Here is a 13755-nt window from a genome sequence, read left to right as displayed (position 1 = left end):
CAGATCCTCAGCGATTCAGGCGTTGCAGCAATCGCGCGCGCAGGCTGCGGGCACGGGCCTCGTCCATCGGCGCCAGGACGCCGCGCGCAGACTCCGGCATGTGTGCGGCGGTGTCCGCATCGGCATCGAACACGTAATGGTCGAACACGTCCTGCCAGATCGCGCGTTGTTCGGCTGGCAGGTCGCGGAGGGTGAGCAGCGCCAGCATCAGCGCGTTCATCGGCGAATCCATGTAGGCCGGGCTCTGCCGCCACCAGAAATTCACCAGCACGTTGAACGGCGTCAGCGCTTCGACGTGATGCCACCACATGCTGGGAATGAACAACGCATCGCCCGGTGCCAGCTCGGCCACCAGCGCGTGTTCCAGCGCCTGCGCATAGCGTGGAAAGCGCTGCAGGTCCGGCGCGGCGATATCCACCAGGCTGACCGGCTGCCCGGCCGGGGTGAGATCAAGCGGGCCGATATACAGATTGGCCAGTTGCTGCGGCGGAAACAGGGTGAAGCGGCGGCGCCCGGCGACCACGCAGGCCAGGTTGTCGGGCAGGTCCTGGTGGGCGGCGATGCGGGTGCGGTTGCCGATCCAGATACTGGCCAGCGGCTCGCGCTGCGGCAGCGCGATCGGGTTATGCGCGCGCAGACCGGGCAGGTAGGTGTCCAGCGTGGTGGAGCCGACGTAGATCGCCGGTGGCTGCGGGTTGTGCAGATCGCGCAACAAGGTCTCCAGCACCACGCCCAGCGGCACGCGCTCGGGGCGGAAATTGAAGCCGCTCATGTCCGCGTTGTAGAAGAAGCGCCCGCCGATGTCCGGCGGGCCGACCTGCGCCACCACCGCCTCACCGCGATCGAAATCACGCAGGTAGGCGGCCGCCGCCTGCGCCGAGGTCGCGCCGGCCTGCGCCAGTGGCCAGTCGCGCACCAGCCCGCGCAACACCAACGGCGTGGTGGAGCGCAGCACGGCCGGGTCCAGCTGCTGCGGGTCCAGCCCGTGCCGTTCTTCGATGGCGCGCGGCTCAGCCAGCATGACGGCGCTGCATGCGGTCGAGCAGATGGCGGAACTGCGCGATCGAGGCCACCGCCATGTACAACGGTTCCAGATCGCCATGCCGATGCAGGTCGAGCAAGGCCGCATCGTCGAGTGCGCGCAGGCGTTCCTCGTGCACCGCGTAGAGCCCGGTCAGACGGCATTCCAGGCCGTTCTGCAGCGTGGCCTCGAACACGAACGGTTCGAGCAAATCGTAGCCAAGCAAGCGTTCGACGAAGGCCTCGCTCGCGGCCAGGCCATCGTGCAAGGTGCGCAACACCTGGCCGATGTGGTCGAGAAATTCGGTAGTACCGCCGTGTTCGCGAAACAGCACCTCGCCTTCGCTGCGGCTGATACGCGGGCTGTCCAGGTCCACGTGCACCATCGGCCCGTCCGCCTGCTCGCCGATCAAAAACGGTTGCCGCTGGATCGCCAGCGGCACGTACGGCGCATCCCAGCGCGCACCGTCCAGGAACAGGTTCTCGCCCAGGCGTAATCCCAGCAATGCCAGCGGCTGAAAACTGCGCTCGCCGCTGCGATGGAACACGATCGGGTATTGCGCCTGCAGTTGGCGGAACTCCTGCGGAAAGGTCGCAGCCGACATCACGTCGTCGCCGAAGGCGGCGCCGTGCGCGGTGATCACGCGCAGGTCGCGGTGATCGAGATTGTTCAACAACACGGCATTGGTCATGGGGGGAAAGACACATCACGCGGGGCGCGTGGCCCATGCTTGGACAGTTGCTTCGGCATGGCAAGCCCCGGATGCGACACATCCGGGAAACGCCACGAGAGCGCCGTGCGAAACGCCCCGGCAGACTCACTGCCGGGAGCGCTTAAAAGAACATCACTGCATGACCAACGCGCTGCATCACCAGAACTTGTAACGCACGCCCAGCATGTAGCGCGGGCCGGTCTGGGTGGCGTAGATGATCTGGTTCGGGTGACGGCCGTGCTGACGCTGCACCTCGTCGGTGAGGTTGATCGCCTCCAGGCTCAGCGACAGGTTCTCGGTCCACTGGTAGCCGATGCTCAGGTCCAGCTGGCCATAGGCTTCGGTGTAGACCGGGTTGGGCTGGCCGCTGCCGTCGAAGCGTGCGGCCAGGAACTCATCGCGCCAGTTGTAGGCCGCACGCACCTGCCACTTGTCCCGATCGTAGAAGCCGACCACGTTGGCCGAATCGCTCAGCCCTTCCAGCGCGAACTGCTCGCCGATCACGTAGTTGTTGTAGGTCAGGCCGGAGTCGACCATGGTGTAGTTGGCCGACACGCCGAAGCCGCTGTCGCCGAACATGTGCTGCAGGTTGAATTCCCAACCGTCCAGCGAGGCCGAGCGCTGGTTGGCTGGCGCGGTGATGGCGAAGTTGGCCACCGGATCGCCCGGCTGCCCGCTGATCACACCGGTGGCGTTGCCGTTGGAATCGTCCTGCCCGCGCACCACACCTGGCGCACCGCCGCGGTTGCGGAAGATGTAGTTGCGGATGCAGGTCAGGTCGGCCGAGGCACAGCCGTTGCCCAGCGCTTCGTTCCAGTACGCACCACCCACCGGCGTGTTCAATCCCAGCGAGGTGTCGTTGCGCGTGGTTACGCCGATGTAGTTGTCGATGTTCTTGCGGAAGAAGCCCACCGAGGCGTAGCTGGCATCGCTGTAGTACCACTCCAGCGAGAAATCGATGTTGTGCGAGAGCAGCGGCTTGAGGCCGGGATTGCCTTCTTGGCCGGTGCCGCCTTCCAGGCGCGCGATCTGGTTGAGCGTCTGCCCGCCCTGGATATCGCCCCAGCCGGGCCGGCCGATGGTTTCGCCGTAGCTGCCGCGCAGCACCAGATCCTCGGTGAGCTTGAAGCTCAGGTCCAGGCTGGGCAGCCAGTATTCGTATTTGCCGCTACCGCTGGCGAATGCCGAGTCGGCCAGGCGGATCGGCAACTCGTTGTTGGCGACCCAGTCGATGCCCACCGCCACCGGCACCAGTGCCTGCGCGTCCACCTTGGTTTCTTCGTAACGCACACCGGCGGCCAGGCTGATCGGCACGCGCAGATCGTCCCAGCTGTTGTTCCACTGCAGGTAGGCGTTCTTGGATTTTTCGGTGACGCGGCGGTCGGTGGTGAACACCGGCGAGGTGCGGTACAGCGCATCGTCGCCGGCCACCTGTGCAGCCGCCTGGCGGGCACGTTCGAAGTCGAACAGGAACAGCTGGTTGAACTGCGCCGGATTGCCGCTGCCGTCGATCGCATCGAAGTACTGCGCAAACGAACTGGGGATCCACAGATCGTCCGGATAATCGGCCGCGGTGCCGGCACCGCCCCAGGTGTCGCGCTGCACGTTGGAGAACGCCGAGCGGTTCTTGACCTCGGTGCTGCCGATACCGAACTTCAACTGCGAATAATTTTCGAAGGTGAAGTCGCCGTTGACCTGGGCCTGGTCGATCTCCGACTTCATGTAGCTGTTGCGGAACGCCGAGCCGGTGACCAAGGTACGCGACGGATCCAGCCCGGTCAGGCCGAAGCCCAGCTGCTGCTGCAGCACCGGGAAATCCTTGCTGAAATCCACCACCGAGGTGCCGCGGTAGAAGCCGGACACGCCCAGCGAATTGCTGGAACCGAACGGACTGTCCGCACCGGCTTCTGCGGTGGAGCGGTGGATGTCGAAGTTGAGCTTGAACTGGTCGTTCACCGCCCAATCCACATTGAAGCCCAGCGACTTGTTCTGGTTGCGGGTGGCCGCGTTGGAGCCGGCGGTGGCCAGATCGCTGGTGGCCGGATTGACGATTTCCGAATAGCTCACCGGCCCGGCGACCGGGCCATTGGTCCAGGCGCTGGCCGACGGCCCATAGTTGAACCACACCGACATCTCGTTGCGCTGCTGCTGGATCTTGTTTTCCGAGTACGTGTAATCCAGCGTGGTGGTGACGTTGTCCAGCGGCTTGTACTGCAGCGTCAACTGGCCGTTGGTGCGCTGGCGCTCCACGCCGACCACGCGGTAGTTGAGGTTCTGCGGCACCGAATAGATGTCATTCGGGCCGGGGCGGTTGACGATGTTCTCCGAGCCCGGCGCGCCCGGCTGCGGGATGGTGCCGTAGGCGGTGGAATCGCCGCGGAACGAACGCCAGCCGTTGGGCACGCCGACCTGGCTGTAGCCGAAGTCACGTTCCTGGTAGCTGCCGCTCAGCGATACACCGAAGCGTCCATCGGCCGAGGTGTTGCTGAAGATGCCGGAGATTTCCGGGGTCAGCGAATCGCCCTGCAGGCGTCCGGGCAGATTCTCGTTGGAGCTGTCGTGTACGCCCTTGAGGCCGACGTTGGCATGCAGGCCCGGGTTGTCCAGCGGCCGGCTGGTCTTGATGTTGATGGTCGCACCGATGCCGCCAGTGGGCGTGCTGGCGCGACTGGTCTTGAACACCTCGATGCCGGAGATCGACTCCGACGCCAGGTTGGCGAAGTCGAACGCGCGCGAATTGGAGGCGTTGGATTCCTCGATGCTGGCGCCCGGCATCTGCCGGCCGTTCAACAGCACCAGGTTGAAGTCCGGGCCGACGCCGCGCACGGTGACGCGCGAGCCTTCGCCCAGCGAGCGGTCGATCGACACACCGCTGATACGTTGCAGCGATTCGGCCAGATTGGTATCGGGGAACTTGCCGATGTCTTCGGCCACGATGCCGTCGACGATGCCTTGCGCATCGCGCTTGACGTTCATCGACGAGGTCAGGCTGCCGCGGATGCCGGTGACCTGCACCGCATCGAGCGTGGCGGGGGCGGCCTGGCTCGCGCCGGGGACGGTGGATGCGGACTGCGGTGCCGGCGCGGTCTGCGCGGCCAGCGGCGTCGACAGGGCAAACAGCAGGGCAGACGTCAGACGCCGCGTGCGCGGCAGGGTGCGTGGCTCTCTCACGATGATTTCTTCCCCAAGTGAAGATAAGCCGGCCCCAGGCGGGACAGGCGAAGGTCGATGAAGCAATCGTGCATTTGTGAGCGCAGGCTTAACCAAGTCAACTTGCACTGCAGCATCGGCCGCGAGCCAATCGCGTCACACATCGTTCCAGCCAGCACCACCATACGCGCACGCGCCGGTAGCGGGCTTGGTCGTACCATCGATTGCCAAGGCGCGCGCTGCGTGCCATCCCCGCCGAACTGGAGCGCACGATGATCGACCTGTACTACTGGCCCACCCCCAATGGCCACAAGGTCACCTTGTTCCTGGAAGAAGCCGGGCTGGACTACACGCTCAAGCCGGTCAACATCGGCAAGGGCGAGCAGTTCGAGCCGGCCTTCCTGCAGATTTCGCCCAATAACAAGATGCCAGCGATCGTCGACCACGCACCGGCCGACGGCGGCCCGGCGCAGAGCGTGTTCGAATCCGGCGCCATCCTGCTGTATCTGGCCGAGAAGACCAGCCGTTTCCTGCCGCGCGATGCGCGTGGCCGCATTGCCGCGCTGGAGTGGCTGTTCTGGCAGATGGGTGGGCTGGGGCCGATGAGCGGCCAGATGGGCCACTTCAACGTCTACGCGCCGGAAAAGATTCCCTATGCGATCGAACGCTACAACGCCGAAGTGCGTCGCCTGCATGGCGTGCTCGACAAGCGCCTGGCCGAGCAGGCATTCCTCGCCGGCCCCGAATACGGCATCGCCGACATGGCCAGCTATCCGTGGATCGAGGTCTACGCCGACATCCACCCCGATTACGCCGAGTTCCCGCACCTGAAGCGCTGGCACGACGCCATCGCCGCGCGCCCGGCCACGCAGCGTGCGTATGCGCTCAAGGAGCAAGTCAACCCCAACGCCGGCAAGCCGCTGAGCGAGGAAGAGCGCAAGCATCTGTTCGGAAAGCGCTGAGGGCGCAGTAGCAACAGCGCGGAACGCACAGCAGTTCCACACGGCGCCCGAGCCCCTCTCCCCCGGGAGAGGGATTGGGGTGAGGGTACGCAAGTGGAGCCAGACCCACCCCCCCGTAACCTGCGCACCACGAAACGCGCATGCACCATCCGCAGCCCGCCAACTGCGACCATCAGCCCAAACGCACCTCTGCTCGCTAAAAACTGAGCGACAACAACCCCAGCACCATGCTGCAGTACACGCTCACAACCGCGCGCAGCCCTTCATCGCGCACGCGCAGCATCGCCGCGCTTCTCAAACACCCCACGCGCCCGCATCCTGTGTGCTATCTCAAGACAGGATCTTCGATGCGCGCCCTGTTCGCCGCCCTTGCCCTCATGCTCAGCACGATCACCACCGCCCACGCTGAAAAACTCACCCTCGATGCCATCACCGGCCCGTTGCCGTTGTCCGGCCCGACGCTGATGAAACCCAAGGTCGCCCCCGACGGCTCGCGCGTGAGCTTCCTGCGCGGCAAGGACAGCGACCGCAATCAACTGGATTTGTGGGAGTACGACATCGCCAGCGGCCAGACCCGGCTGCTGGTCGATTCCAAAATCGTCCTGCCCGGCACCGAAACGCTCAGCGATGTCGAAAAGGCCCGCCGCGAGCGCCAACGCATCGCCGCCTTCGCCGGCATCGTCGATTACCAATGGGCGCCGGATGCACATGCACTGTTGTTCCCGCTCGGTGGCGAACTGTATCTGTACGACCTGCGCAAGACCGGCGCGGCGGCAGTACGCAAGCTCACCCACGGCGAAGGCTTCGCCACCGACGCCAAGCTCTCGCCCAAGGGCGGCTTCGTCAGCTTCGTGCGCGAGCGCAACCTATGGGTGATCGACCTGGCCAGCGGCAAGCAGCTGCAGCTCACCAGCGACGGCAGCGAGACCATCGGCAACGGTGTGGCCGAGTTCGTGGCCGACGAGGAAATGGATCGCCACACCGGCTACTGGTGGGCGCCGGACGATTCGGCGATCGCCTTCGCGCGTATCGACGAATCCGGCGTGCCGGTACAGAAGCGCCCGGAGGTCTATGCCGACCACACCGAGGTCATCAGCCAGCGCTATCCGCAGGCTGGCCAGCCCAATGTGGCCGTGCAACTGGGTGTGATCGCACCGCGCGCCAACGCTGCGCCGCGCTGGATCGAGCTGGGCAATAACCCCGATATCTATCTGGCACGGGTGGATTGGCGCGATGCGCAGCGGCTGACCTTCCAGCGCCAGTCGCGCGATCAGAAAACCCTCGAGTTGATCGAAACCACGCTGGCCAGTGGCAAGCAACGCGTGCTGATCACCGAGACCTCGCCGACCTGGGTGCCGCTCCACAACGATCTGCGTTTTCTCAAGGACGGTCGCTTCATCTGGACCTCCGAGCGCAGCGGCTACGAGCATCTGTACGTGGCATCGGAAGATGGCCGCACGCTCACGCCGCTGACCTCCGGCGCCTGGGTGGTCGATGCACTGCTCGCCGTCGATGAGCAAGCCGGCACGGTGTATTTTTCCGCCAGCAAGGAGTCGCCGACCCAGGCCCACATCTACGCCGTGCCGCTGGCCGGCGGTGCGATCGAACAACGTTCGACACCCCACGGCACGCACGCCGCCAGCTTCGCCAACAACGCCAGCGTGTATGTCGACAGCTGGTCCAACACCGCCACGCCGCCGCAGATCGAGCTGTTTCGCGCCAATGGCGAAAAAATCGCCACACTGTTGAAGAACGATCTGGCCGATCCGCAGCACCCGTATGCCAGATACCGTGACGCGCAGCGCCCGGTGGAATTCGGCACGCTCACTGCCGCCGACGGCACCACGCCGCTGCAGTATCGCCTGATCAAACCGGACAACTTCGACCCGGCCAAGCGCTATCCGGTGATGGTGTACGTGTATGGCGGCCCCGCCGCGCAGACCGTGCTCGACGCCTGGCCAAGCCGTGGCGATGCGCTGTTCGATCAATATCTTGCGCAGCGTGGTTACGTGGTGTTTTCGCTGGATAACCGCGGCACCCCGCGACGCGGCCGCGACTTCGGTGGCGCGCTGTACGGCAGGCAGGGCACGGTGGAAGTGGACGACCAGCTGCAAGGCGTGGCCTGGCTCAAGGCGCAGCGCTGGGTCGATCCCACCCGCATCGGCGTGCAGGGCTGGTCCAACGGCGGCTACATGACGCTGATGCTGCTGGCCAAACACAGCGAGGCCTATGCCTGCGGCGTAGCCGGCGCACCGGTCACCGATTGGGGCCTGTACGACACCCACTACACCGAGCGGTACATGGACCTGCCGGCCGGCAACGCCGCCGGCTACCGCGACGCACGCATCGCCACCCATCTGGACGGCCTGCGCGCCAAGTTGCTGCTGATCCACGGCATGGCCGACGACAATGTGCTGTTCACCAACTCCACCGCGCTGATGAGCGCGTTGCAGGCGCGTGGCACTGCCTTCGAACTGATGACCTATCCCGGCGCCAAGCACGGCTTGTCCGGCAGCATTGCCTTACATCGTTACAAGACCGCGGAGGCATTCATCCAGCGCTGCCTGATGCCCTGAGCGGCCGGCGATCGGTGCCGGGGAGACGGAACTGCAGTGGTAAACGACCGCCGATGCCTGGCATCGGCGACACTCACCAGAGCGGTCGGGCAGGAGATGCCCGTCGCAGCGTGGACCTGCACAGGGCGCGCGTTGAGGGAAACCGGCGGCAGGTGGACGCCAGCCGCAGGCACGGGCGATGGCGCTAGCAAATGCTGATATTCGCCAGTAGATCGGCCGATTCAATCAACCTGGTAGCCGACCCGCAAACGCCGCCGCACTCCTGCCGACCATGACCTAAGACGCATTGCCGCAACCGCTGCGGATGGGTAGGGTCGCGCTACTCAACTTGCGGATCCGCCCCATGAAACCACTTGTTCTCGCCATTGCGCTGGCGCTCGGTGCTTCGCTGCCATTGCAGGCACAGACCGGTAAGGCCGCGCAGGCCCAACCTGCCACGCCGGCCTGGGTGCAGACCAGCAATGGCTACGCACAGATCCTGCTGAACGCGCAGGCGCCATTCCAGCCCGAATACGCCAGCTTCTTCGGCGTGCCTGGCTACGACGACCAGGTCATCGACCTGGGGCCAAACAACGCCGCGCGCTACCGCGATGCGATGAACAAGGCGCGCGCCGCGTTGCAGGCCAAGCTCGCCACCGAGCGCAACGTCAATGTGCGCCAGGACCTGCAGATCATGATCGCTGCGGCCGAGCAGAACATCGAAGGCAGCGAACTCAACGAGCGCTACCTGCTGCCGTGGAATGATGCCCCGCAGCTGGTTTTCAGCGGCCTCAATGGATTGTTGTCCGACCAGACCGTGCCCGAGCGCCGCGCCAAGGCGCTGGATCGCCTCAAGCGTTACGTCGGTCTGGTGCCGGGCAGCACACCGACCACCACGCTGGCCCGCCAGCGCTACGAAGAACAGCTCGGCAACACCACGTTGCTGCAGCCCACCCAGCGCGAAGTGGAGCAGGCGCTGGCGAACGTGGACACCTACGTCGCCGGCATCGGCGAGTTGTTCGCCAAGTACAAGATCGCCGGCGGCGACGAAGCGCTCAAGGCGATGTCCACCCAGTTGAAGGATTACGCCAACTGGACCCGCACCAAGGTATTGCCGAAGGCGCGCAAGGACACCCGCCTGCCCGAACCGCTGTATGCCTTCCAGCTCAAGCAGGTCGGCATCGATATCGCCCCGCAGCTGCTGATCCAGCGCGCGCAGCTGGAATTCATGGAAACCCGCTCGGCGATGCGTCAGCTCGCGCCGCTGGTGGCCAAGGCCAAAGGCGTGCAGGGCAGCGATTACGTGCAGGTGATCCGTGCGCTCAAGGGCAACAAGATCGCCGACGACCAGCTGGAAACCCACTACCGCGGCGTGATCGACCAGATCGACCCGATCATCCGCCAGCAGCGCATCGTCGATGTGCCCAACCGCCCCATGCAGATGCGCCTGGGCAGTGCCGCCGAAAGCGCTGCGCAACCGGCACCGCACTTCCTGCCAGCACCGCTGATCGGCAATACCGGCCAGCAGGGCCAGTTCGTGCTGCCGCTGGGCAACCCGACCGCCGATGGAGCCAAGAAGGAGCAGTACGACGACTTCAACTTCGGATCGGCCGCCTGGACGCTCAGCGCGCATGAAGGCCGCCCCGGCCACGAGCTGCAGTTCACCGCCATGGTCGAACGCGGCGTGTCGCTGGCGCGCAGCCTGTTCGCGTTCAACTCGGTCAACGTCGAAGGCTGGGCGCTGTATGCCGAAGCCGAAATGGTCCCGTACGAACCGCTCGACGGCCAGCTGATCGCCCTGCAGTTCCGCCTGCTACGCGCCGCCCGCGCCATGCTCGACCCGATGCTCAACCTCGGCCTGATCGACCGTGAACGCGCACGCCAGGTACTCGAAGACGACGTCGGCCTCTCGCCAGCGATGACCCGCCAGGAACTGGACCGCTATACCGTCCGCGCCCCCGGCCAGGCCGGCAGCTACTTCTACGGCTACACCCGCATCCTCGAACTGCGCATGCGCACCGAGCTCGTCCTGGGCAAGAAGTTCGACCGCCTGGCCTTCAACAACTTCCTGCTCGACCAGGGCCTGCTACCGCCGGATCAGCTGGCCAAGGCGGTGGAAACGCAGTTCATTCCGGCGCAGCAAAAGTAATCGCTGTCTAATTCTAAAGCGATGCTTCTTAGTAAGTCTTTCGGTAAAGTAAATGCGACCCGCTTCGTCAAACGGGCGGGTCAATCTAAGCTGACTGTCAGCAGATGTATGCCAGCAAGCTGCATGTCACCCTATTTCAGACTAGCTGCCTGAACCTATATTAATGGGCAAATGGCACATTCTCTGGCCGCTGTTGGCCCGTCCATTTGCCTTGCTTCTTAGCTATTTTGCAGATTGTCTGGTACTGGCCAAGCGCAGTAATAGCCGTTGGCGTCCAAGCTTGAAGGCAAACCGGACCCGCGCAGCAGGGTGAAAGACTGGGAAAAAGACAGTAGCCGGGCGCGGCAACCCAGGTCGAACTGATAGGATCTATCGGTATCCAGTTCTTGTCTTGATCTTTGCAACCCTGCGTACAGAAGACAAATGGATCATCGGAGCGACAGACAAGCTTGACTCCCTTAGTTTGAGCCGCAGCTTGTCCAACGAAACACATTGCCAACATCAACATCCATATCCAGCTTTTCATGACTATTCCTTAGATGACTGAGGTCAATAGTTTCGCTCTGCCAAGATCGAGTGACTACGAGCGGGGCAACAGGAAAACTGGCAAGCGATTGCTTAGGCCGTTACCAACTTTGTTTCCCGCGAAGGATACTGCATTCGATTGTGGGTTTCACCACAAGCCGGTGCAGGAGATGCGTTGCACTAGTCGTCACACGCAACCAGCATCTTTTCGATGCCGGTCGTTTTGCTAGGTCAAAAGAACATCCGAATCCCAGGAAACCTTTATTGCCCAGGCGGAGAGCGAGTGGCATCGCTAGCCCCCGCCGGTACCCAGATCGCCATGCCTGCCGCGCGTTTCTGGGTGGTAGGGATGCCGATGCCCAGCCCGCCGCCGACTCGGCCGCCATAGCTGCCGCCGCCGACTGACAGGCCGCCGCCAGAGCGTTCGGAGCCCACGCCGACGATGACCACGCCGTTGGCGCCGAGCTTGGCGGCTTCGCGCTTGAGCCGTTGCACAGCCGCATCGGTCTGGCCCTGGGTGCCGAAACCGGCAGCGCTGGTGGATTCGAGCTGGGCGATCTCCACCGAGCCGACCGGTGCATTGGAGTACACCTGCACCAGTGACGGGTCGATCGGCGCACGCGCCTGACCCAGCATGACCTTGGAGCTGCTGGCGCAGCCGGCCAGGAGCATGGCGAGCGCAGCGGCGATGACGGCATGCTTGTTCATGATATGGGCCCTGTTGACGACGATGGTGGCGATGATCCTGCGCCCGGACTGAATCGTTCCGGACTTTGCCGCACCCTAGCCATGCCCACGTGAGGCTACCGCCAAGCCGCCATTGGTCAGGGTGACCATCTGCCCACAGCGTCTTGGCGGGTGCGGCGCTAAGCTCATGCCATTCTTTAGATGGCGAGGTGGCACGTGGGATTGATCAGCCTGCTGTGGGGTATTGTGGCGTTGCTGTGGATGGTGCTGGCCTTCATCCCGTTGCTGGGCTGGGGCAACTGGTTCCTGATCCCGTTTGCGGCGTTGGGCGCGCTGATCGCGGCGATCGCACTGCTGTTCACTTCGGCCGGCAATCGCGGGCGTGCCAAGACCGGTCTGCTGCTCAACGGCCTGGTGATCGTGGTCGGGGTGATCCGCCTGAGCCTGGGCGGCGGCGTGATCTAGCACGCGGCGTCGCCTTCCAGGCAGGTCGCGCGAGCTTGAGGGGCTGTGCACCAACTGGCGATGGAGAAGATCGACGCGTGGCACCGCCGCCAGCCGAGCGCGTTCCCTATGGGGTGAGCTGACCGCGTGCCCCAAGCAGATCACGCTTGCATTGATCACAGCGTGATCCGGCCCGTTGCACCGCTGCGACACAGCGTCGCAGCGCGTTCGGCGGCGGGTCGCGGGCGTAAACTTGCGGGCTGCTGACAGGAGCCCACAATGGCCCATCCCCATTACCGTCCCCGCCGCATGCGCCACGATGCGTTTTCGCGCCGTTTGATGCGCGAAAACACGCTGACCACCGATGACCTGATCTGGCCGGTGTTCGTGCATGAGTTGTCCGGCCGTGCACCGATCGCGTCCATGCCCGGCGTCGAGCGCCTGTCGCTGGACGAATTGCTGCGCGAAGCCGAAGCGGCCCTGGAGCTGGGCATTCCGGTGATCGACCTGTTCCCGGTGATCGACCCGGCGGGCAAGAGCCTGGACGCGGCCGAGGCCTGGAATCCGGACGGCCTGGCGCAGCGTGCGGTACGCGCGCTGAAAGCGCGGTTTCCCGAACTCGGCATCATGACCGACGTGGCGCTGGACCCGTACACCACGCACGGCCAGGACGGCATCATCGATGCCAAGGGCTATGTGCTCAACGAGATCACCGTCGAGGCGCTGGTCAGGCAGTCGCTGTCGCATGCCGAAGCCGGTGTGGACATCATCTCGCCGTCGGACATGATGGATGGCCGCATCGGTGCGATCCGCCGCGCGCTGGATGCGCAGGACCATCTCAATGTGCGCATCATGGCCTATTCGGCCAAGTACGCCTCGGCGTTCTACGGCCCGTTCCGCGATGCGGTCGGCAGCGCCGGCAATCTGGGCAAGGCCGACAAGACCACTTATCAGATGGACCCGGCCAACAGCGACGAGGCCATGCGCGAGATCGCGCTGGACCTGGAAGAGGGCGCGGACATGGTGATGGTCAAGCCGGGCATGCCGTATCTGGATGTGGTGCGGCGGGTGAAGCAGGAATTCCGCGTGCCTACCTTCGCCTATCAGGTCAGCGGCGAGTACGCGATGCTCAAGGCCGCCGCCGCCAATGGCTGGCTGGACGAACGCAAGTGCGTGCTGGAAGCGCTGATGGCGTTCAAGCGCGCCGGCGCCGACGGCGTGCTGACCTATTTCGCACCGCAGGTGGCGCGTTGGTTGCGCGAGGGCTGAGTGCAGCGCTGCGATTGCGCGTGGGAGACGTTGGTGTCTCCCTCGTCATAGTGCATCGCTGATGCATTGAAGTAAGCGTTTCGGTCCTGCTGTGATCTTTACCAGCGGTATGGACCGTGTGCCGCGAATCCGTCGCCTGGTGCGTGGCCCGCTTGGCAGGCGCAGCAATATGTGCGTTGGTCCGAGCTAGCGTGCCTGCAATCGCCCAGCCACTGCAGCAATACGCACACCGGGCGCACAGGCGGATAGGCCAGCAAGCATCTGCCGACGGTGCTTGTTCT

General features: G+C 64.5%; 9 protein-coding genes. 5 read left to right on the top strand and 4 right to left on the bottom strand.

The window, feature by feature from the left end:
- Positions 1-7 precede the first annotated feature (7 nt).
- The 3 genes from KHN93_RS20005 to KHN93_RS19995 all read right to left on the bottom strand — a co-directional run bounded on the left by KHN93_RS20005 (position 8) and on the right by KHN93_RS19995 (position 4904).
- A complete protein-coding gene (locus KHN93_RS20005) occupies positions 8-1021 on the bottom strand; it encodes a cupin-like domain-containing protein (RefSeq protein WP_211921182.1) in 1014 nt (337 codons plus the stop codon).
- The gene (locus KHN93_RS20000; protein ID WP_181141910.1) at positions 1011-1712 is read right to left on the bottom strand and encodes a SapC family protein; all 702 of its coding nucleotides are present in this window, start codon (positions 1710-1712) and stop codon (positions 1011-1013) included. The genes KHN93_RS20005 and KHN93_RS20000 overlap by 11 nt, the downstream gene beginning before the upstream one ends.
- A gap of 177 nt (positions 1713-1889) precedes the next feature.
- Complete coding sequence (locus KHN93_RS19995; RefSeq protein ID WP_104560550.1) at positions 1890-4904, bottom strand: TonB-dependent receptor; 3015 nt, start codon at positions 4902-4904, stop codon at positions 1890-1892.
- A 251-nt stretch (positions 4905-5155) separates the two neighbouring features.
- Between KHN93_RS19995 and KHN93_RS19990 the strand changes: the two genes are divergently transcribed.
- The 3 genes from KHN93_RS19990 to KHN93_RS19980 all read left to right on the top strand — a co-directional run bounded on the left by KHN93_RS19990 (position 5156) and on the right by KHN93_RS19980 (position 10549).
- The gene (locus tag KHN93_RS19990; RefSeq protein WP_104560548.1) at positions 5156-5845 is read left to right on the top strand and encodes a glutathione binding-like protein; all 690 of its coding nucleotides are present in this window, start codon (positions 5156-5158) and stop codon (positions 5843-5845) included.
- Positions 5846-6192: 347 nt separating this feature from the next.
- Complete coding sequence (locus KHN93_RS19985) at positions 6193-8421, top strand: S9 family peptidase (protein ID WP_181141909.1); 2229 nt, start codon at positions 6193-6195, stop codon at positions 8419-8421.
- Positions 8422-8764: 343 nt separating this feature from the next.
- Positions 8765-10549 carry a DUF885 domain-containing protein gene (locus KHN93_RS19980; protein ID WP_104560544.1) on the top strand — a complete coding sequence of 595 codons (1785 nt, stop codon included), beginning with the start codon at positions 8765-8767 and terminating at the stop codon, positions 10547-10549.
- Positions 10550-11335: 786 nt separating this feature from the next.
- Here the strand turns inward: KHN93_RS19980 and KHN93_RS19975 are convergent.
- Entirely contained in the window at positions 11336-11782 is a 447-nt protein-coding gene (locus KHN93_RS19975) for a hypothetical protein (RefSeq protein WP_104560540.1), read from the bottom strand.
- Between the two features lie 201 nt (positions 11783-11983).
- Here KHN93_RS19975 and KHN93_RS19970 point away from each other — a divergent pair, with 201 nt between their 5' ends.
- Both KHN93_RS19970 and hemB read left to right on the top strand, forming a co-directional pair.
- Complete coding sequence (locus KHN93_RS19970) at positions 11984-12226, top strand: hypothetical protein (protein ID WP_024939083.1); 243 nt, start codon at positions 11984-11986, stop codon at positions 12224-12226.
- 258 nt (positions 12227-12484) lie between these two features.
- The gene (gene hemB, locus KHN93_RS19965) at positions 12485-13474 is read left to right on the top strand and encodes a porphobilinogen synthase (protein WP_024939082.1); all 990 of its coding nucleotides are present in this window, start codon (positions 12485-12487) and stop codon (positions 13472-13474) included.
- The last annotated feature ends 281 nt before the right edge of the window (positions 13475-13755 follow it).

This window comes from Xanthomonas arboricola pv. juglandis (assembly GCF_905367715.1).
Lineage (GTDB): Bacteria > Pseudomonadota > Gammaproteobacteria > Xanthomonadales > Xanthomonadaceae > Xanthomonas > Xanthomonas arboricola.
Note: the sequence above shows the minus strand (reverse complement) of the source record. Positions and strands in the feature narration are given on the sequence as shown.

Coding starts and splice junctions, on each gene's coding strand:
- KHN93_RS20005 (WP_211921182.1), bottom strand. CDS start 1,021: ATGCTGGCTGAGCCGCGCGCCATCGAAGAACGGCACGGGCTGGACCCG.
- KHN93_RS20000 (WP_181141910.1), bottom strand. CDS start 1,712: ATGACCAATGCCGTGTTGTTGAACAATCTCGATCACCGCGACCTGCGC.
- KHN93_RS19990 (WP_104560548.1), top strand. CDS start 5,156: ATGATCGACCTGTACTACTGGCCCACCCCCAATGGCCACAAGGTCACC.
- KHN93_RS19985 (WP_181141909.1), top strand. CDS start 6,193: ATGCGCGCCCTGTTCGCCGCCCTTGCCCTCATGCTCAGCACGATCACC.
- KHN93_RS19980 (WP_104560544.1), top strand. CDS start 8,765: ATGAAACCACTTGTTCTCGCCATTGCGCTGGCGCTCGGTGCTTCGCTG.
- KHN93_RS19975 (WP_104560540.1), bottom strand. CDS start 11,782: ATGAACAAGCATGCCGTCATCGCCGCTGCGCTCGCCATGCTCCTGGCC.
- hemB (WP_024939082.1), top strand. CDS start 12,485: ATGGCCCATCCCCATTACCGTCCCCGCCGCATGCGCCACGATGCGTTT.